This is a genomic window from Streptomyces sp. NPDC005393, from assembly GCF_040606675.1.
Lineage (GTDB): Bacteria > Actinomycetota > Actinomycetes > Streptomycetales > Streptomycetaceae > Streptomyces.
In genome coordinates this window covers 321,332-339,463 of record NZ_JBEXFG010000001.1, presented here as the reverse complement: position 1 = coordinate 339,463, position 18,132 = coordinate 321,332, and the positions used below count along the sequence as shown (strand labels likewise).

General features: G+C 73.1%; 14 protein-coding genes. 9 read left to right on the top strand and 5 right to left on the bottom strand.

All coding sequences use genetic code 11. The annotated features are described in order from the left end of the window. The first annotated feature begins 220 nt into the window (after positions 1-220). From scy to ABZS71_RS01650, 7 genes are all read left to right on the top strand, one after another. The gene (scy, locus tag ABZS71_RS01680) at positions 221-4,144 is read left to right on the top strand and encodes a polarized growth protein Scy (protein ID WP_356206633.1); all 3,924 of its coding nucleotides are present in this window, start codon (positions 221-223) and stop codon (positions 4,142-4,144) included. A gap of 174 nt (positions 4,145-4,318) precedes the next feature. Continuing rightward, positions 4,319-5,257: a cellulose-binding protein gene (locus ABZS71_RS01675; protein ID WP_355846623.1), complete on the top strand. Its 939-nt coding sequence runs from the start codon at positions 4,319-4,321 to the stop codon at positions 5,255-5,257. Positions 5,258-5,748: 491 nt separating this feature from the next. After that, positions 5,749-6,684 carry an ATP-binding cassette domain-containing protein gene (locus ABZS71_RS01670; protein ID WP_356206630.1) on the top strand — a complete coding sequence of 312 codons (936 nt, stop codon included), beginning with the start codon at positions 5,749-5,751 and terminating at the stop codon, positions 6,682-6,684. Positions 6,685-6,686: 2 nt separating this feature from the next. Further along, a complete protein-coding gene (locus tag ABZS71_RS01665) occupies positions 6,687-7,457 on the top strand; it encodes an ABC transporter permease (protein ID WP_356206856.1) in 771 nt (256 codons plus the stop codon). Between the two features lie 124 nt (positions 7,458-7,581). Beyond that, the gene (locus ABZS71_RS01660; protein ID WP_356206628.1) at positions 7,582-8,463 is read left to right on the top strand and encodes a hypothetical protein; all 882 of its coding nucleotides are present in this window, start codon (positions 7,582-7,584) and stop codon (positions 8,461-8,463) included. Positions 8,464-8,540: 77 nt separating this feature from the next. Beyond that, positions 8,541-9,872, top strand: a complete 1,332-nt coding sequence (locus ABZS71_RS01655; RefSeq protein ID WP_356206625.1) for an ATP-binding cassette domain-containing protein — start codon at positions 8,541-8,543, stop codon at positions 9,870-9,872. Continuing rightward, positions 9,869-10,819 carry an ABC transporter permease gene (locus ABZS71_RS01650; RefSeq protein WP_356206622.1) on the top strand — a complete coding sequence of 317 codons (951 nt, stop codon included), beginning with the start codon at positions 9,869-9,871 and terminating at the stop codon, positions 10,817-10,819. Before ABZS71_RS01655 ends, ABZS71_RS01650 begins: the two co-directional genes overlap by 4 nt. 16 nt (positions 10,820-10,835) lie before the next feature. On the opposite strand, the gene ABZS71_RS01645 is transcribed toward ABZS71_RS01650, so the two are convergent. After that, positions 10,836-11,150 (bottom strand): ATP/GTP-binding protein, encoded by a 315-nt coding sequence (locus tag ABZS71_RS01645; RefSeq protein ID WP_355846608.1) that lies wholly within the window; start codon positions 11,148-11,150, stop codon positions 10,836-10,838. 207 nt (positions 11,151-11,357) lie between these two features. Between ABZS71_RS01645 and ABZS71_RS01640 the strand changes: the two genes are divergently transcribed. Next, on the top strand, positions 11,358-12,398 hold the full coding sequence (locus ABZS71_RS01640; protein WP_356206853.1) for an LLM class flavin-dependent oxidoreductase: 1,041 nt from the start codon (positions 11,358-11,360) through the stop codon (positions 12,396-12,398). Between the two features lie 37 nt (positions 12,399-12,435). Here the strand turns inward: ABZS71_RS01640 and ABZS71_RS01635 are convergent, their stop codons facing one another. Beyond that, a complete protein-coding gene (locus tag ABZS71_RS01635; RefSeq protein WP_355846605.1) occupies positions 12,436-12,828 on the bottom strand; it encodes an SCO5389 family protein in 393 nt (130 codons plus the stop codon). A 210-nt stretch (positions 12,829-13,038) separates the two neighbouring features. Between ABZS71_RS01635 and nucS the strand changes: the two genes are divergently transcribed. Next, complete coding sequence (nucS, locus tag ABZS71_RS01630; protein WP_355846602.1) at positions 13,039-13,701, top strand: endonuclease NucS; 663 nt, start codon at positions 13,039-13,041, stop codon at positions 13,699-13,701. Positions 13,702-14,020: 319 nt separating this feature from the next. Here nucS and ABZS71_RS01625 read toward each other — a convergent pair whose 3' ends face one another. From ABZS71_RS01625 to ABZS71_RS01615, 3 genes are all read right to left on the bottom strand, one after another. Continuing rightward, a complete protein-coding gene (locus ABZS71_RS01625) occupies positions 14,021-16,552 on the bottom strand; it encodes an ATP-binding protein (protein ID WP_356206619.1) in 2,532 nt (843 codons plus the stop codon). A gap of 175 nt (positions 16,553-16,727) precedes the next feature. Further along, positions 16,728-17,051, bottom strand: coding sequence for an STAS domain-containing protein (locus ABZS71_RS01620; RefSeq protein ID WP_355846596.1), 324 nt, complete (start codon positions 17,049-17,051; stop codon positions 16,728-16,730). Between the two features lie 156 nt (positions 17,052-17,207). Then, positions 17,208-18,056 (bottom strand): 3-hydroxyacyl-CoA dehydrogenase family protein, encoded by an 849-nt coding sequence (locus ABZS71_RS01615; RefSeq protein WP_355846593.1) that lies wholly within the window; start codon positions 18,054-18,056, stop codon positions 17,208-17,210. Positions 18,057-18,132: the final 76 nt, after the last annotated feature.

Sequence of the window (18,132 nt, the reverse complement as noted above, 5' to 3'; positions counted from 1 at the left end):
CGGGGTACGGGAATCGGATCGGGGTCCGGCCCAGGCTTTGCCGATGATCTGACACCATTTCTTCGGAAGGGCCAGCTCCGGTCCGACCCGGCACGCACCTCGCCAGGTCGGGACCGCAAGGGAACCGCCAAGGAACCCCGGGTACCGCAAGGGACCATCGGGGGACCGCGAGGTACGGAGCCGGCCGCCACCGCGACAAGGGGACGGATGGGACCGCGCAGTGCGGGGCTACGACCGCTACGAGCCTGACGACCACCTCTCGAAGTTCGAGGCCGAGATGGAGCGGCTGAAGACCGAGCGGGAGAAGGCCGTCCAGCACGCCGACGACCTCGGCTACCAAGTCGAGGTGCTGCGCGCCAAGCTGCATGAGGCGCGCCGCAATCTGGCGAGCCGCCCTGCCTACGACAGCGCCAATCTCGGCTATCAGGCAGAGCAGTTGCTGCGGGACGCGCAGCTCCAGGCGGATCAGCTGCGCGCCAACGCCGAGCGCGAGCTGCGCGAGACCCGGGCCCAGACCCAGCGGCTGCTGCAGGAGCAGGCCGAGCAGCAGGCCCGGCTCGAAGCCGAGCTGCATGCCGAGGCCGTGGCCCGGCGGCAGCGGCTGGACCAGGAGCTCGCGGAGCGGCGCGCCACCGTCGAGTCGCATGTCAACGAGAACGTGGCCTGGGCCGAGCAGCTGCGGGCCCGTGCCGAGGCGCAGGCCCGCCGGCTGATGGACGAGTCCCGGGCGGAGGCCGAGCAGGCCCTGTCCGCGGCCCGCGCCGAGGCGCAGCGCCTGGCCGAGCAGGCCCGTCAGCGGCTCGGCTCCGAGGCGGAGGCCGCCCGCGCCGAGGCCGACACGATCTTGCGCCGGGCCCGCACCGACGCCGAGCGGCTGCTCAACGCGGCGGGCGCCCGGGCCCAGGAGGCCACCGAACACGCCGAGCAGCTGCGCAGCACCACGGCGAACGAGGCGGACGAGGCCCGCCGTGCGGCCGTCGAGCAGACCCGCGCCGCCGAGCAGCGGATGCAGCAGGCCGAGACGGCGCTGCGCGAGGCGCGCGCCGAGGCCGAGAAGGTGCTCACCGAGGCCAAGGACGCGGCGACCAAGCGGCTCTCGGCCGCCGAGTCGGACAATGAGCAGCGCACCCGCACGGCCAAGGCGGAGGTCGCCCGGCTGGTCGGCGAGGCCACCAAGGAGGCCGAGGCGCTGCGGACCGAGGCCGAGCAGCTGCGGGACGACGCCCGCGCCGAGGCCGAGCGGCTGCTCGCCGAGGCGGGCGACGACGCGCGGGCCAGGGTGGCCGAGGACTCCGCGGCGCAGCTCGCCAAGGCGGCCCGGAGCGCCGAGGAGGTGCTGTCCCGGGCGTCGGACAACGCGCAGGCCACCACCAAGGCGGCCGCCGACGAGGCGGAGCGGATCCGGCGCGAGGCCGAGGCGGAGGCGGACCGGCTGCGCGCCGAGGCGCACGACGCCGCCGAGCAGCTCAAGGGCTCGGCGAAGGACGACACCAAGGAGTACCGCGCCAAGACCGTCGAGCTGCAGGAGGAGGCGCGCCGGCTGCGCGGCGAGGCCGAGCAGCTGCGGTCCGAGGCGGTGGCCGAGGGCGAGCGGATCCGCGCCGAGGCGCGCCGCGAGGCGGTCCAGCAGATCGAGGAGGCGGCCACCAGCGCCGAGGACCTGCTGACGAAGGCGAAGGCCGACGCGGAGGAGACCCGCTCGGGCGCGACCACGGAGAGCGAGCGGGTCCGCACCGAGGCGATCGAGCGGGCGAACGCGCTGCGCAGGCAGGCCGACGAGCTGCTGAAGCGGGCCCGCGGCGAGGCCGAGGAGCTGGTGTCCTCGGCCGATGAGCAGGCCGAGCGGGTCAAGTCGGAGGCGTCCCGCGCGGCCGAGGAGATGCGCGAGCAGGCCGAGCGGGCCGCCGAGGACCGCCGCGCCGAGGCCGAGAGCGAGCTGACCCGGCTGCACCAGGAGGCCGAGCAGCGGCTCGCCTCCGCCGACCAGGCGCTGCGGGACGCCCGCGCCGAGGCCGAGCGGCTGCGCCGGGAGACCGGCGAGGAGATCGAGCGGCAGCGCGCGGAGTCCGCGGAGCGGCTGAACGCGCTGCGCCAGCAGGCCGAGGAGGAGGCCGACCGGCTGCGCGACGAGGCCGCGGCGGACGCGTCGAACGCGCGGGCCGAGGGCGAGTCGGTGGCCGTACGGCTGCGCGGCGAGGCCACGGCGGAGGCCGAGCGGCTGCGCTCCGAGGCGCAGGAGACGGCCGACCGGGTGCGGGCGGAGGCGGCGAGCGCCGCCGAGCGGATCGGCGCCGAGGCCGCGGAGGCCCTGGCGGCCGCCCAGGAGGAGGCGGCCCGTCGCCGCCGCGAGGCCGAGGAGCTGCTGACCGACGCGCGCGAGGAGGCGCAAGCGGAGCGGACGACGGCGCGCGAGCAGGGCGAGGAGCTGCTGGCCGCCGCCCGGACCCGGGTCTCCGAGGCGCAGACCGAGGCGCAGCAGCTGGTCGAGGAGGCGGAGCGGCGCTCTGCCGGTCTGGTGGCGGCCGCCGAGCAGACCGCGCAGCAGGTGCGGGACTCGGTCGCGGGGCTGCACGAGCAGGCCGAGGCGGAGATCGCGGGGCTGCGTACGGCCGCCGAGCACGCGGCGCAGCGCACCCGCCACGAGGCGCAGGAGGAGGCCGACCGGGTCCGCGCGGACGCGTACGCGGAGCGGGAGCGCGCCTCGGAGGACGCGTCGCGGCTGCGGCGCGAGGCGCAGGAGGAGACCGAGGCCGCCAAGTCGCTCGCGGAGCGTACGGTTTCGGAGGCGATCAACGAGTCGGACCGGCTGAGCGCACAGGCCCGCGAGGACGCGAACCGGCGCCGCGCCGAGGCGGCCGAGCAGGCCGACCGGCTGGTCACCGAGGCCACGCACGAGGCCGAGCGGCTGCACGCGGAGGCCAACGAGACGCTCGACGAGGCGCGCCGGTCGGCCCACAAGACCCGCGCGGAGGCGGCGGAGCAGGCCGACACGCTGATGGCCGGTGCGACGGAGGAGGCGCAGCGGCTGCTCGCCGAGGCCACCGCGCGGGCGCAGGCGCTGCGTACGGAGGCGTCCGACGCACGGGCGACGGCGGAGCAGGACGCCGCGCGCACCCGCGCCCAGGCCCGCGGGGACGCGAACACCATCCGCTCGGAGGCCACCGGCGAGGCCGAGCGGCTGCGCAGCGAGGCCGCGGAGACCGTCAGCTCGGCACAGCAGCACGCGGCGCGCACCCGCGCGGAGGCGGAGCGGGTCGCGGCCGAGGCGGAGCGGATCCGCAACGAGGCGCAGGCGGAGGCCGACCGGCTGGTCGACCGGGCGCGCGAGGACGCCAACAAGCGCCGCTCGGACGCCGCCGAGCAGGCGGACCGGCTGGTCACCGAGTCCTCGGCGGAGGCCGAGCGGCTCGTCGCCGAGGCGCAGGAGGCCGCGCTGCGGTCGGCGACCGCGGCCGAGGAGCAGGCGGACACCATGGTGGGCGTGGCCCGCCAGGAGGCGGAGCGGCTGGTCGCCGAGGCCACGGCCGAGGCCAATGCGATGGTGGAGAAGGCCCGTACGGATTCGGACACCATGCTCGGCGAGGCGCGCGGCGACGCGACCGCCATCCGGGAGCGCGCCGAGGAGCTGCGGGCGCGGGTCGAGGCCGAGGTCGAGGGGTTGCACGAGCGGGCCCGCCGGGAGTCGGCGGAGCAGATGAAGTCGACCGGCGAGCGCGTGGACAAGCTCGTCGCGGCCGCGACGGCGCAGCTGATGAAGGCGGAGGAGAAGGCCAAGTCGCTGGTCTCGGATGCCAACAGCGAGGCGAGCCGGGTCCGGATCGCGGCGGTGAAGAAGGCCGAGGCGCTGCTGAAGGAGGCCGAGCAGAAGAAGTCCGACGCCACGCGGGACGCGGAGCGCGTCCGCTCCGAGGCCACGGCCGAGGCGAAGGAGATCGTCGACGAGGGCAAGCGCGAGCTGGAGCTGCTGAAGCGACGCCGCGAGGACATCAACGCGGAGATCTCCCGTGTCCAGGACGTGCTGGAGGCGTTGGAGTCCTTCGAGACCCCCGCGTCGGGCGGCGCGGGCGGCAAGGAGAATGGCGGAGCCAAGACGACGGCGGGTGCGGGTGCGACGAGGTCGAGTGGAAAACGGTCCGAGGGCTAGCGACACTCACTGTGTCGTGTCCGTATCATCCCGACGAGTGACGAGGTCTCCGTCTTACTGCCACTCAAAAGGCTGGACATTCTCCAGATCAAACAGACGTTGACTCGATGACACGCCGCTTGGCCCCCTAGGATTCCCTCTATCACCTCACCGGTCTCTTTCGACAGGAACCCCATGAGCGACACTTCCTCCCCCTTCGGCTTCGAGCTCGTGCGGCGTGGGTACGACCGCGGTCAGGTGGACGACCGCATTACCAAGCTCGTCGCCGACCGTGACAGTGCACTGGCCCGTATCACCTCGCTGGAAAAGCGCATCGAGGAGCTGCATCTCGAGACGCAGAACGCCCAGGCCCAGATCAACGATTCGGAGCCGTCCTACGCGGGGCTCGGCGCCCGGGTCGAGAAGATCCTCCGTCTCGCCGAGGAAGAGGCGAAGGACCTGCGCGAGGAGGCCCGCCGGGCCGCCGATCAGCACCGTGAGCTCGCCGAGTCGGCGGCCCAGCAGGTGCGCAACGACGCCGAGTCGTTCGCCTCCGACCGCAAGGCGAAGGCCGAGGACGAGGGCGAGCGTATTGTCGAGAAGGCGAAGGGCGAGGCGGCCACGCTGCGCCAGGAGGCGCAGAAGGACGCGCAGTCCAAGCGCGAGGAGGCGGACTCCCTCTTCGAGGAGACCCGCGCCAAGGCCGCGCAGGCCGCCGCCGACTTCGAGACGAACCTGGCCAAGCGGCGCGAGCAGTCCGAGCGCGACCTGGCCTCCCGTCAGGCCAAGGCCGAGAAGCGGCTCGCGGAGATCGAGCACCGCGCGGAGCAGCTGCGCCTTGAGGCCGAGAAGCTGCGTACGGACGCCGAGCGCCGGGCCCGCCAGACGGTGGAGACCGCGCAGCGCCAGGCCGAGGACATCGTGGCCGACGCGAACGCCAAGGCGGACCGTATCCGCAGCGAGTCCGAGCGCGAGCTGGCGGCGCTCACCAACCGCCGCGACAGCATCAACGCCCAGCTGACCAACGTCCGCGAGATGCTGGCGACGCTGACCGGCGCGGCGGTGGCCGCCGCCGGCACCCCGGGCGAGGACGAGGCGGTCTCCCGCGGCGTCCCGGCCCAGCAGACCCGGTGACGCTCCGTCACGACGGAGCGTACGGTGCCCCGTGCCGCGGTGAGCGGCGCGGGGCACGCGCCATTTTTCAGGGCTCGGTTCGCCTCCGGGGCGCTTTCAGCCACTGTCGACGGTCGACCGTGCTCGGCCACTCGTTCCTCGCGGCCTCCGCGCGCTCTCCCTTACGACAGCGGCGCGCCCCTTCGGCACACTCGCCGAGGGGGGCCACCCCAAACCGATAGGAGCCCGAGAGGCCTCCGCGCGCTCTCCCTTACGACAGCGGCGCGCCCCTTCGGCTCGCCCCCAGCTACCGCTGGGAGGTGCCCCCAGCCGAGGGGGCCACCCCAAACCGATAGGAGCCCGAGGGGCCTGCGCGCGCTCTCCCTTACGACAGCGGCGCGCCCCTTCGGCTCGCCCCCAGCTACCGCTGGGAGGTGCCCCCAGCCGGGGCCCTTCCCTCGGTGGGCGGCGGCCCGGTGGCGGGGGGCATGGCCCGCGCTTAGCGTGGCCGCATGATCGAGATCGAGGGGCTGACCAAGCGTTACGGCGACACGCCGGCCGTGGACGACCTCTCCTTCACCGTCCGGCCCGGAATCGTCACCGGCTTCCTGGGCCCGAACGGCGCGGGCAAGTCCACGACCATGCGGATCGTGCTCGGCCTCGACCACCCCTCGGCCGGCCGGGTCCGTATCGACGGCAAGCACTACCGGCAGCTGACCAACCCGCTGACCCATGTCGGCGCCCTGCTCGACGCCAAGGCCGTGCACAGCGGCCGCAGCGCGTACCACCATCTGCTGTGCCTCGCGCAGAGCAACGGCGTACCGCGCGCCCGGGTGCGCGAGGTGCTGGACATGGTCGGGCTCGCCTCCGTCGCCCGCAAGCGCTCCAAGGGCTTCTCGCTCGGCATGAGCCAGCGGCTGGGGATCGCGGCGGCGCTGCTGGGCGATCCACGGATCCTGATGTTCGACGAACCGGTCAACGGCCTCGATCCCGAGGGCATCCACTGGATCCGCCATCTGATGCGCGATCTAGCGGCCCAGGGCCGTACCGTCTTCGTTTCCAGCCACTTGATGAGCGAAATGGCGCTGACCGCCGACCATCTGGTGGTCATCGGGCGGGGACGGCTGCTCGCCGACACCTCGATGTCCGATTTCATCACCCAGAACTCACGGTCGTATGTGCGGCTGCGCTCGCCCGACCAGGAGCGGCTGCGCGACCTCCTCACCGCGGGCGGCTTCCCCGCGGTCCCCGGCTCCGACGGCTCGGTGGAGGTGGACGGCGCGGATCCCGCGCACCTCGGCGAGCTGCTGGCGGGGCAGGGGCTCGTCCTGCATGAGCTGAGCCGCCAGCAGGCGTCCCTGGAGGAGGCGTTCATGCAGCTTACGGCCGGTGCGGTGGAGTACGAGGCGCGCCCGGCCGCCGCCGAACCCGTCGCGAAGGGGGCCTGATGATGGCCATGGTGACGCGGGTGCTGCGCTCGGAGTGGACCAAGATCCGCTCGGTGCGTTCGACCCTCTGGACGCTGGGCATGGCCGTGACGGTCACGGTGTCGATCGGCACGCTGATCAGCGCGCTGGTCCGGCACGACTACGCCACCCTGTCGGCCCACGACAAACGCGCCTTCGACCCGACCTTCACCAGCTTCGCCGGCACCGGTCTCGGCCAGCTCGCGATGATCGTCTTCGGGGTGCTGGTGGTATCCGGCGAATACGGCACCGGAATGATCCGCACCTCGCTGGCCGCCGTTCCGCGCCGCGGCGTCCTCCTCTTCTGCAAGATCGCGGTGGCGACGCTGGCCGCGCTGGTCGTGGGGCTGGTGACCAGCTGCGCCGCCTTCGCCACCGGCCAGCTGATGCTGGGCCGCTACGGCGCCTCGCCGGGCGACCCGGGCGTCCTGCGCGCGGTCATCGGCGGCGGGCTCTACATGACGCTCATCACCGTCTTCTCGATGGCCGTCGCCACGATGCTGCGCAGCCCGATGCTGTCGCTGGGCGTGCTGATGCCGTTCTTCTTCCTGATCTCGAACATTCTGGCCAATGTGTCGGTGACCCGGACGTTCGGCGCGTACCTCCCGGACCAGGCGGGCCAGAAGATCATGCGCGTGGTCACCCCCGAGGATCCCCCGCCCTACGGCCCCTGGGGCGGCTTCGCGATCATGGCACTGTGGGTGGCTGTGGCCGTGACGGCGGGGTATCTGCTGATGAAGCGCCGCGACGCGTAGCGGGGTGCAGCCCCGGCAGGGTCCGGGGTGCAGCCCCGGCAGGGTCCAGGGTGCAGCCCTTGCCATGCGGCGGAGCCGCGTATCGATGCTGCGGGAAGGGGCGGGGTGGGGAAGACTCACCAGCGTGGACGATCGCAGCCTCGCCGCCCTCGGGTTCGCCGACGTGCCCGCCGCCCGGCCCCTCACCTACCCCGGCCGCCCCGTCACCGCCCCCACCCTCCTCATCGGCGGCGAGCTGTGGGACCTGGAGCCCGCACCGGGCCGCCTCGGCACCTGGCCGGCCGGCGGACCGTCCCGCGAGCCCCTCGACGCCCTGCTGACCCGGCTCGGCCAGGCACCCACCGGGGAGCGCCACCCCGTCATCGCGGTCGGCTCCAACGCCTCGCCCGCCCAGCTCCACCACAAGCTGACCCGCCCGGACCGCCCGGCCGTCGTTCCCATGGTCCCCGTGGAGGTGGACGGCATCGCGGTCGGCTGCTCCGCGCACATCGGACGGTACGGATACGTCGCCTCCGCCCCGTACACGGCGCCGGGCACCCGCACCCCGCTCGTCGTCAGCTGGCTCGACGCGGCCCAGCTGCGGGCCGTGGACGCCACCGAGCACCCCAACTACCGGCGCATACTGCTGCCCGGCGCGGACTTCCCGATGGTCCTGCCGTCCGGCGAGCGGCTCGGCGGCGGGTATCTCTACGTCGGCGTACGCGGAGTACTCCTGTCCCCCGACGCCACCGCGACCGCGACCCCCCTCCCCGGCGGCGGGGACCAGAGCGCCCTGCTGACCCGTCTGCTCGCCGCCTCCCGGCGTCTGCGCGCACTCCTCGGCCCGGACCCGCACACCTGGGTCAGCCGCGCGGGCGCCGACCCGACGATCCGGAAGGAGGGCACCCAGGTCTTCCAGGACGAGGGCTGGGCGCTGCCGCAGCCCGCGTTCCTGCGCTATCTGGAGGACGAGACCACCGGGCCCGCGGAGCCCCGTGGTTACGATGTGCTCTCAGCCCTCCGGTAAGGGGAACCGTCAACGCCCCGTTAAGCTCCTAACTCTCACGGGGGCAAGCGCCCCGACCATTGCGCGAGGGGCGGAGAATGATCGAGGCAGTCGGCCTGACGAAGCGCTACGGCGCCAAGACAGCCGTGTACAACCTGTCGTTCCAGGTGAGGCCGGGTGCCGTCACCGGCTTTCTGGGGCCCAACGGATCCGGCAAGTCGACGACGATGCGCATGATCCTGGGCCTCGACGAGCCCACCGCCGGCCATGTCACGGTCGGTGGCTATCCCTTCCGCCGACTCCCCAACGCCCCGCGCCAGGTGGGCGCGCTCCTCGACGCCAAGGCCGTGCACGGCGGGCGCAGCGCGCGTCAGCATCTGCTCTGCCTCGCCCAGCTGTCCGGCATTCCGGCCCGCCGGGTCGACGAGGTGCTGGGCGTGGTCGGGCTGCAGAGCGTCGCGCGCAAGCGGTCCAAGGGGTTCTCGCTCGGCATGGGGCAGCGCCTGGGCATCGCGGCCGCGCTGCTCGGCGATCCGCAGGTGCTGCTCTTCGACGAGCCCGTCAACGGCCTTGACCCCGAGGGCATCCTGTGGGTCCGTAACCTGATGAAGCAGCTGGCCTCCGAAGGCCGCACCGTCTTCGTCTCCAGCCATCTGATGAGCGAAATGGCGCTCACCGCCGACCATCTGATCGTGATCGGGCGCGGTCAGCTGCTCGCCGATATGAGCGTCCGGGACTTCATCTCCTACAACTCGGCGGACTTCGCGCGCGTCCGCACCCCCGAGGGCGACCCCGGCCGGCGCGAGAAGCTGACCGCCGCGCTGAGCGAGGCGGGCGGCCAGGTGCTGCCGGAGCAGGACGGCGCCCTGCGGGTGACCGGGCTGCCGCTGCCGCGCATCAGCGATCTGGCCCATGAGGCGGACGTGCGGCTGTGGGAGCTCTCCCCGCACCAGGCCTCGCTCGAAGAGGCGTACATGCGGATGACGCAGAGCGCGGTCGACTACCGCTCGACCGTCGATCAGCGGGCCGGGCTGCAGCAGCCGGTCCCCGTCCCCGGAACGGGACCGCAGGGCGGACCGGGCGGTCCGTACGGATACGGCCCGGCGATCCCGGGACAGCCCGCGGGGCCCATGGGCTACCCGCCGGGCACCGTGCTGCCGGGGTACGCCGAACCGCCGGCCGCACCGCACGGCAGCACCCCGCCCGTGCCGCACGGCACCCCGGCCGCACCGCACGGCACCCCGGCCGCACCGGCTCCCGCCGCCCCGGCCGCTCCCGCGACGCCGCCCGCCACTCCCCCGGCGGCTCCGGCCGCTCCTCCGGCCGCTCCGGCCATCCCTCCGACTCAGGCCCCGGCCCCGGCGGCGCAGCCGCCCGCCGCTCCCGCCCCCGCCGATCTGACCAAGCGCGACAGCGAGGACGCCCGATGACGACCCCCTACCAGCGGCAGTCCCAGGCGCCCGTCCCGCCGCAGGGTCCTCCGCAGACACCCCCGCACATGCCGCCGAACATGCCGCCGCAGATGCCCCACCAGGCATCGCCGCACCCCCCGGCCGGCAGCCCCTCCCAGCCGTACGCCACCGTCGGCGCGTACACCTCGCCGATCCCGGTCCGGCGCACCCACCTCGGGAACGCCATCGCCTCCGAGTGGACCAAGATCAAGTCGGTGCGCTCGACGATCTGGACGCTGAGCGTCATGATCGCGCTGGTCGTCGGGATCGGACTGCTCGTGGCGGCGACAACCAACGACACCGACTACACCATCACCCCTCCCACGCTCCCCGGGTTCTTCGGCACCCTGCTCGGCCAGCTGTGCATCGTCACGCTCGGCGTGCTCGTCGTCTCCTCCGAGTACGGCACCGGGATGATCCGCACCACCTTCACCGCCTCCCCGCAGCGCTCGCGAGTGCTGACCGCCAAGGCGCTGGTCTTCTTCTCGCTCTCCCTCGTCACCACGACCGCCGCGCTCGCGCTGGTGGCCTGGGCCGGCACGGGGATGCACAGCGGCCCGGACGTCGTGGAGCCGACCAGCGAGCAGATCATGGGCGCGACCGTCGGCGCGGGGCTGTACGTATCGCTGCTCGGGCTGCTCTCGCTCGCGGTCGGGAGCATGCTGCGGCACTCCGCCGGGGCGATCACCGCGATGCTCGGCGTGGTGCTGCTGCCGGCGATCCTCCCGGCGTTCTTGATGATGTCGAGCAGCCTCGACAAGTTCGGCGAGAAGATGCAGGAGTTCTCCTCGCCGAACTCGCTGGCCGCGCTCTTCCAGATCGACGACAGCCTGGGCAGCGGCTGGAAGCAGGTGGGGGTGCTGGCCGCGATCACGGCGGCGGCGCTGGTCGCCGCGTTCGCACTCCTTGAGAAGCGCGACGTGTGACATCCGGCTGACTCGGTCAGTACCTCGGCGCGTTACGGGACCGCTGGAGCTTGGCGCTCCGGCGGTCCCGTGCGTTCCAGCAGGCCTTGTGCCAGTGGCGGCGGTCGTCCGCGCCCGTGTGGTGCTGCCAGGCGACCACATGCGGGACGCCGGGCGGAATCTCCTGGTCGCAGCCGGGGCAGCGGTAGTGCTTGGCGGCCCCGCCGCCCACCTGACGCACCACCCACTCCTCGCCCTGCCAGCTCACCGTGGACTCCAGCCCGTAACGGTCTGTGCCTTCGCGGCCGACGGGTTTCTCGCCGCCTCGCGGGCGGTTTCGGCGTGGAGACACGGGGCACCTCGACACAACTGGGAGCTACTGGCTGTGACCAGCGTACGCGTTAGGGTCACGGTCCCGGAAAGTCGTCGTCCACAACGACTCTCCGATCATCATGAAAACGTCTTGCCAAGCCGTGCCCTTGGCACGTGTCAGACGTTAATGCCCATAAGGGGGTGCCCACGAGCCGGCCCCTGAGCCGCGACAAGGAGGCAGATGGCGATGGATGTGGGGGCTTTTATCCTGTCCGCTCAATTCCCCGGCCAGGGACAGGAGGAGGCGCTGCACCGGGCGGTGCGGTCCGCCGAGCTCTCCGAGGAGGCCGGGCTGGACGCGGTCTGGTTCGCCGAGCACCACTTCGTGCCCTACGGCGTCTGTCCGTCCGCGGTCACCCTCGCCGCGCTCCTGCTCGGACGTACCCGCGCCATAGGCGTCGGTACGGCGGTGAGCGTACTGCCGACCGCGCATCCCGTCGCACTGGGTGAGCAGGCCGCACTGCTCCACCTCGTCTCCGGTGGCCGGTTCACGCTGGGTGTGGGCCGCGGCGGCCCCTGGGTGGATCTGGAGGTCTTCGGCACGGGCCTGCGGGCGTACGAGCGCGACTTCCCCGAATCGCTCGATCTGCTGCTGCGCTGGCTGCGCGAGCCCCGGGTGGGAGCGGACGGGGAGCGGTTCGCCTTCCGCGAGGTCCCGGTCGTCCCGCGCTCCGACGACACCCTCGGCGAGCGCGCCACGAGCGCCCCGCCGGTGATCGTCGCCTGCACCTCGCCCGGGAGCGTGCGGCTCGCCGCCGAGCGCGGGCTGCCCATGCTGCTCGGTATGCACTGGGGGGACGAGGAGAAGGCCGAGGCGGTCGGCCTGTGGCGGACGTCCGCGCTCGCCGCGCGCCGTTCGCCCGAGGAGGTCGCGGCGGTGGCCGCGGAGCATGTCTCGGCCGGAGTGGTGCAGATCGCGGACGCGCGGCCCACGGCCGCCGAGACCCTCACCAAGACGATGCCCGGCTGGCTACGGCAGGGCCTTGACGCCCATGTCACGGTCGACGGGCGGCAGCGCCGGATGCGCGACCCGATCGGTTACGCGGAGCTGCTGTGCGAACTGCACCCCGTGGGGCCGCCGCGGCTGTGCGCCGACCGGATCGCGGCGACCGCCGAGCGCACCGGCATCAGCCGGTTCGCGCTGCTGGTCGAGGGGTCGGGCGATCTCGTGGCCACGGAAGAGAATGTGCGCCGGCTGGGTGGTGAGGTGCTGCCGCTCCTGCGCTGATACACCTCCCCCTGGTGGAGCGGCAGCGGACATCGCGTCAGCAGTCCCGGAGTTCGGGTGACTGATTCAGCAGCTGTCCCCGTACCGAGGTGAAGCGGGCCAGGCGTTCGTCGGCCGACGCGTCCAGCGGGAAGACCGCTACCCGGTGGCAGTTCTGGAAGGCCAGCCGCACCCCGAAGTGGCGCTGCAGCGCGCCGCGTATCGCGTCACTCGCCAGTGCGCGCAGCAGTTGGCCGCGTGCCTGCTCGTCCGGCGGTGGCGTCTGGTTGTCGGCGAACTCTCCGCCGTCCACCTTCAGCTGGGCCACCAGTGAGCTGATCATCTCCCATGCGAAGGGTAGGGAGTTCCTGACGCAGTCGACGAAGTCGGCTTCGTCGACCTCGCCTCGCTCGGCCTGTTCGAGCAGGGCCGGTGAGACGTCGAGCGACATGGGTTCTCCTCTCGCGACCCCGGGAGCGGGGTCTCAGGGATGGAAAGGCGGACGGCGACGCAGCGTACCCGTCCGGCGACCGCCGGCTTCAACGGTAATTCGGCCACTCCGCCCGCACCAGGAGAGTGGGCACACAACCAGCCACCGCCGGAGGGGCCCATCGCCGGACGAATCGCGTCGAGCGGCGATGGTCGAGTAGCGTTGCCGACCATGCGTCTCGTCATCGCCCGTTGCTCCGTGGACTACGCCGGCCGTCTCACGGCCCACCTTCCCTCGGCACCCCGCCTGATCCTCGTCAAAGCCGACGGAAGCGTGTCCATCCACGCGGACGACCGGGCCTACAAACCCCTCAACTGGATGTCTCCGCCGTGCACGCTCAAGGAAGGCGATGACGATGTGTGGACGGTCGTGAACAAAGCGGGCGAGAAGCTCATCATCACCATGGAGCAGGTCCTCCATGACTCCTCGCATGAACTCGGCGTCGACCCCGGATTGATCAAGGACGGCGTCGAGGCCCATCTGCAGGAGCTGCTCGCCGATCGTATCGAGACACTTGGCGATGGCTGGACGCTTATTCGGCGTGAATACCCCACTGCCATTGGCCCCGTGGACATTCTCTGCCGGGACGCGGACGGGGTGACCGTCGCCATCGAGATCAAGCGGCGCGGCGAAATCGACGGCGTCGAGCAGCTCACGCGCTATCTGGAGCTCCTCAACCGGGACCCGCATCTCGCCCCGGTGAAGGGAATCTTCGCGGCCCAGGAAATCAAACCCCAGGCCCGCGTCCTCGCCACCGACCGGGGCATCGGGTGTGTGGTCCTGGACTACAACGCGCTGCGGGGCATCGAAGACGACAAGCTCCGCCTGTTCTGAGCCCCACGGGGCCGGGCCCGCCGGCCCGGCGCCCCCACGGCGTCGCCCCCCGTAGTACGGAGGCTCGGCGCCCCCGGCCACGCCGGCGGGCGACCACATCCCGCCACCCGGACCGCGCCGGGCCCGGCGCGAATGGGCCGGTTGGCGCCGCCGGACCGCTCCGTCCCACTCCCCGCCGCTGCGGCGGAAGGAGGTATCCCACCGGCCGCAGTACGGGAGCCTGGTGCCCCCCCAAAAAAACCGCCCACGGCGAGTCGCGACGCCTCGCTGGTACCAGGGCCGACCAGCCGCGTTCGTGTGGGCGGATTGCCCGAGGGGGCTACGCGGAGACCGTTGTCGTCGTGGCGGGAGCGGTGTCCGTGGCGGGGGCGCCGGCTGTGGTGGAGGTGCCACCTCCGGGGGTGGTGGAGGGGCTCGGGGGCGGCGTGGACGAGGGGCTCGGGGTCGGCTTGTCCGAGGGCGACGGGGTGCCGGACGGCGGCTTGGGCGAATGCGTCGGGCGGTGCGTCGGGGAGTGCGAGGACGGCGGGGAGCTCGGATCGTCGGTCGTCGACGGGCCGCTGCTTGTCGACGTCGGGTCGCCCGGGCTCGTCGAGCCGCTGGGGGCGCCGGTGCTCGGGGTGGTCGAGGATGTGGACGACTGGGGGACGCCGCTGAGGCCCGGCTGGGGGGCGTGGCTGGGGTCGCTCGTCGGCTCGTCGGCCGTCAGATCCTTGTCCTCGCCCTGCCGGGAGGTCGACTGACCGGGCTTGACCTTGTCGGACGAGGGGCCGCCGGGGTCGTCGCCCGATGTGACGCCGAGGGTCACCACCGTGCCGAGGACGGCCACCAGCAGCGCGCCGGCGGCTGCCGCGGCCGCGTTGCGCCGGGCACCGCTCAGCGACTTGAGCGACGTCAGCGACAGACCGCGCAGCCCCTTCGACCGTTGCGCGGGGCTACCGGAGCCACCCGGGCCACCGGGGGTGCCCGAAGGGGCGCTCGGGGTTGCGAGCGCCGCGCCGAGGCCGGCCGTGGGGGTCGTCAACTCCACCCTCGGCGTGACGATCGTCGTCTCCGTGTCGTCCGGCACCCCGCCGGGCACGGCACCGGGCACGGCACCCGGCGCCGAGGCCGACTCCTCGCGCCGCGCCGCCGGGGCCTCCTCCCCCGCCGCCGTACGGCCGCCGCTCACCCCGAACGCACCCGACATGGCCGGGCCGGCCGAGCGGTCGGAGACCAGGGCCAGGGCGCGTCGGCCCGCGACCGTGCCGCGCTTGTCGGCGAGGACGCCGCGCAGCCCGATGGACGCCTCCAGCTCCGCGCGGGCCCGGTCCAGATTGCCGGTGCACAGCGCGAGGACGCCCAGCTCATGGTGGAAGTACGCCTCGTCGGCGACCTGTCCCGCCAGCCGCGCCGCCTCCTGCCCGTGGCGTACGGCGCGCTCCCAGGCGCCCCAGTGCAGCCCGGCGGCGAAGGCGGGCGCGGCGGCGCGGGCGAGCAGCACGGCGGTGTCGGCGTGGCCGGCCTCACGGCCGGCGACGAGGGCGGTCATCGCGGCGAGGATCGCGTCGGCCTCGGCGGCGACGCGCTCGGGGGCCACCGAGGGGTGGGCGGCCCACCAGGCGTAGTGCCGGGCGACGGTGTGCGCGCGCCCGGCACTCTCGTCCCCGTAACCCTCGTCCGCGAGCTGCGCCGCCACACCGACCGCCAGCCGGTAGTGCGACCCTACGGTCGTGACGAGGCCGCAGCCGAGCAGCTCGCCGAGCGCCGCGTCCGCGTGGGTGTCCCCGGCGAGCGCGGGCAGATGGGCCTGGTGCGGGCATTCGCCGCCGAGCGCGACCGCGAACCGCAGGGCGTCGCGGGCCGCCTCGCCGAGCCGCCCGGCGAGCAGCGCGGCGGGGGCGGCGGCCTCGGCCAGCGACGGCAGCGGCACCTCTGCGGCGGAGCCGGCGGCGTCCTCGCGCAGCGCGTCCCGCTGCCGCAGCAGCGCCCCCGCCTGGACGAAGCGCAGCGGCAGCCCCTCGGACTCGAACCACAGGTCCGCGGCCAAGCTCGCCTCGTCCTCCTCCAGGGGGCGCCGTACGGCCCGCGCCAGCAGCTCCAGACCGGCCGTGCGGGAGAGTCCGGAGAGGAAGACCTCTTCGAGGTGGGACTCGGCGGAGGGCGCCGGGACATCGGGGGTGGCGGAGATCAGGAAGGCGCATTCGGGGGTCGCGTCGAGGAACTCGTCCAGCGCGGTGCCGCCGAATTCGAGGTCGTCGAGGAGGACGACCGCGCCGATCTCCTGGACCGCCTCCAACAGCTCCGCCCGGTCGGGCCGGTAGAGCGGCGCGTCGTAGACGGCGGCGTACAGATCGTGGAGGAGGTCGGTGGCGGTGCGGTGGTAGCCGGAGAGCCGTACGACGCCGTCGGGCGCGAGCCCTTCGCAGTCGGCGGCGACGGCATCCAGCAGCACACTGCGCCCCGAGCCGGAGGGCCCGGTGACCCGCACCGAGCGGCCGCGGGCGAGCAGCCGGGCCAGCCGCTCCCGGTCCTCGTCGCGCTCCAGCATCGGCAGTTCGGGCACTACGGTGCCGGACGGGCGCGGCGCGGCGGCGGCGCGGCGCAGCTCGGCGCGCTCCTCGGGGCCGTGGCGGTCGGGCCGGGCGGGGCGCTCCCCGGGCGGGCAGGGTTCTATCTCGCTGCCGTCGACGGGGTTGACCGTCAGCAGATGGTCGCCGGAGACCATCCTGGCGGTGCGGGCGGGCCCGGACTTGGGGCCGCGGCCGTCGGCCGCCGACCGCGAAGACCGCGACGGAGCGGCCTCGTCCGCGGGATGAGGGCTCGCGCCGTCGTGACCGTGATCCTCCGGTCCCCGGTACTGCTGCTCCATGGCCCCTGACCCCCAGATGCGTGGCGTGCTGTGTGGCTCCCCGGCCTCTCCGCGCTTCTGGTCCGGTGCCGCCGTAGGGATGATGTCCGGCGCGTACCGGACCCCAGATCTCGACACAGTATCCACTGCCCCCGGACCGGGGCGCGCCGCCCCGGTGTCCAAGGGAAGGATGGGGTCAGACCCGGGGCAGCGACTCCGCCTCGAGCCCGCCTTCGATGGCCAGAATGCGGTGCAACCGGGTGGCCACCAGCAGCCGCTGCATCTGTGGCGGCACCCCGCGCAGCACGAGCCGCCGGCCCGCCCGGCCCGCCCGGCGGTGCGCCCCCATGATCACCCCGAGCCCGGTGGCGTCCCAGGAGGCCAGCTCGGTGAGGTCGAGTACGAGATCCCCGCCGCCGGAGTCGACGGCGGTGTGCAGGGCTGTACGGGCGTCCGCCGCGCTCCGGACATCCAGTCGGCCCCCGACGACCAGCTCGGCGTGGTCGCCCCTGATGTACATATGCGCTCCCCTGTGCGGTGCGTCGGTGTCGTCAATGCGCCATTCTGTCTACAGAACTGACGGTCTCCCACGCGACGAAGTTGCCGCTTGTAAGCGAACCGATACCGAATTCACCCGCGAGGGTGAGCTTTTGGGCCTGGCGCGGCTCCGGGGCCCTCAGTAGCGGTAGAAGCCCACGCCGCTCTTGCGGCCGATGTCACCCGCGTCGACCATTCGGCGCATGATCTCCGGTGGCGCGAACTTCTCGTCCTGAGACTCGGTGTAGATGTTGTCGGTGGCGTGCAGCAGGATGTCCACGCCGGTCAGGTCGGCTGTCGCGAGGGGCCCCATCGCATGGCCGAAGCCCAGCTTGCAGGCGATGTCGATGTCCTCGGCCGTGGCGACCCCGGACTCGTACAGCTTCGCTGCCTCTACGACGAGTGCCGAGATGAGCCGGGTGGTGACGAAGCCCGCGACGTCGCGGTTGACGACGATACAGGTCTTGCCCACGCCCTCCGCGAACTCCCGCGCCGCGGCAAGCGTTTCGTCGCTCGTCTTGTAACCGCGGACGAGCTCGCACAGCTGCATCATCGGAACGGGTGAGAAGAAGTGCGTGCCGACGACCCGCTCCGGGCGCTGCGTGGCCGACGCGATCTTGGTGATCGGGATGGCGGAGGTGTTGGAGGCGAGGATCGTGTCGTCCTTCACCAGCCCGTCGAGGGTACGGAAGATCTCCCGCTTGACCTCGATCTTCTCGAAGACCGCCTCCACCACGACATCCGCGTCGGCGGCTGCGTCGAGGTCGGTGGTGGTGGTGATCCGCTCCAGCGCCCGCTCGGCGTCCTCCGCCGCCAGCTTGCCCTTGGCGACGAACTTCTCGTACGAGGCCCGGATCCCGTCCGTGCCGCGCCGCAGCGCTTCGTCGGTCACATCGCGCAGTACGACGTCCCAGCCCGCCTGGGCCGAGACCTGCGCGATACCGGCCCCCATGAGACCGGCTCCGATGACCGCGAGCTTCTTGGCCACGACACACACCCTTCCGAATGGCGAGACGTTGATGTGCCGGACCTTAACGTCCGTTCACCCCTCCCGGCAGCCCTTA

Coding starts and splice junctions, on each gene's coding strand:
- ABZS71_RS01665 (WP_356206856.1), top strand. CDS start 6,687: ATGGCCATGGTGACGCGGGTGCTGCGCTCGGAGTGGACCAAGATCCGC.
- ABZS71_RS01650 (WP_356206622.1), top strand. CDS start 9,869: ATGACGACCCCCTACCAGCGGCAGTCCCAGGCGCCCGTCCCGCCGCAG.
- ABZS71_RS01635 (WP_355846605.1), bottom strand. CDS start 12,828: ATGTCGCTCGACGTCTCACCGGCCCTGCTCGAACAGGCCGAGCGAGGC.
- ABZS71_RS01675 (WP_355846623.1), top strand. CDS start 4,319: ATGAGCGACACTTCCTCCCCCTTCGGCTTCGAGCTCGTGCGGCGTGGG.
- ABZS71_RS01620 (WP_355846596.1), bottom strand. CDS start 17,051: ATGTACATCAGGGGCGACCACGCCGAGCTGGTCGTCGGGGGCCGACTG.
- nucS (WP_355846602.1), top strand. CDS start 13,039: ATGCGTCTCGTCATCGCCCGTTGCTCCGTGGACTACGCCGGCCGTCTC.
- ABZS71_RS01670 (WP_356206630.1), top strand. CDS start 5,749: ATGATCGAGATCGAGGGGCTGACCAAGCGTTACGGCGACACGCCGGCC.
- ABZS71_RS01640 (WP_356206853.1), top strand. CDS start 11,358: ATGGATGTGGGGGCTTTTATCCTGTCCGCTCAATTCCCCGGCCAGGGA.
- ABZS71_RS01655 (WP_356206625.1), top strand. CDS start 8,541: ATGATCGAGGCAGTCGGCCTGACGAAGCGCTACGGCGCCAAGACAGCC.
- ABZS71_RS01625 (WP_356206619.1), bottom strand. CDS start 16,552: ATGGAGCAGCAGTACCGGGGACCGGAGGATCACGGTCACGACGGCGCG.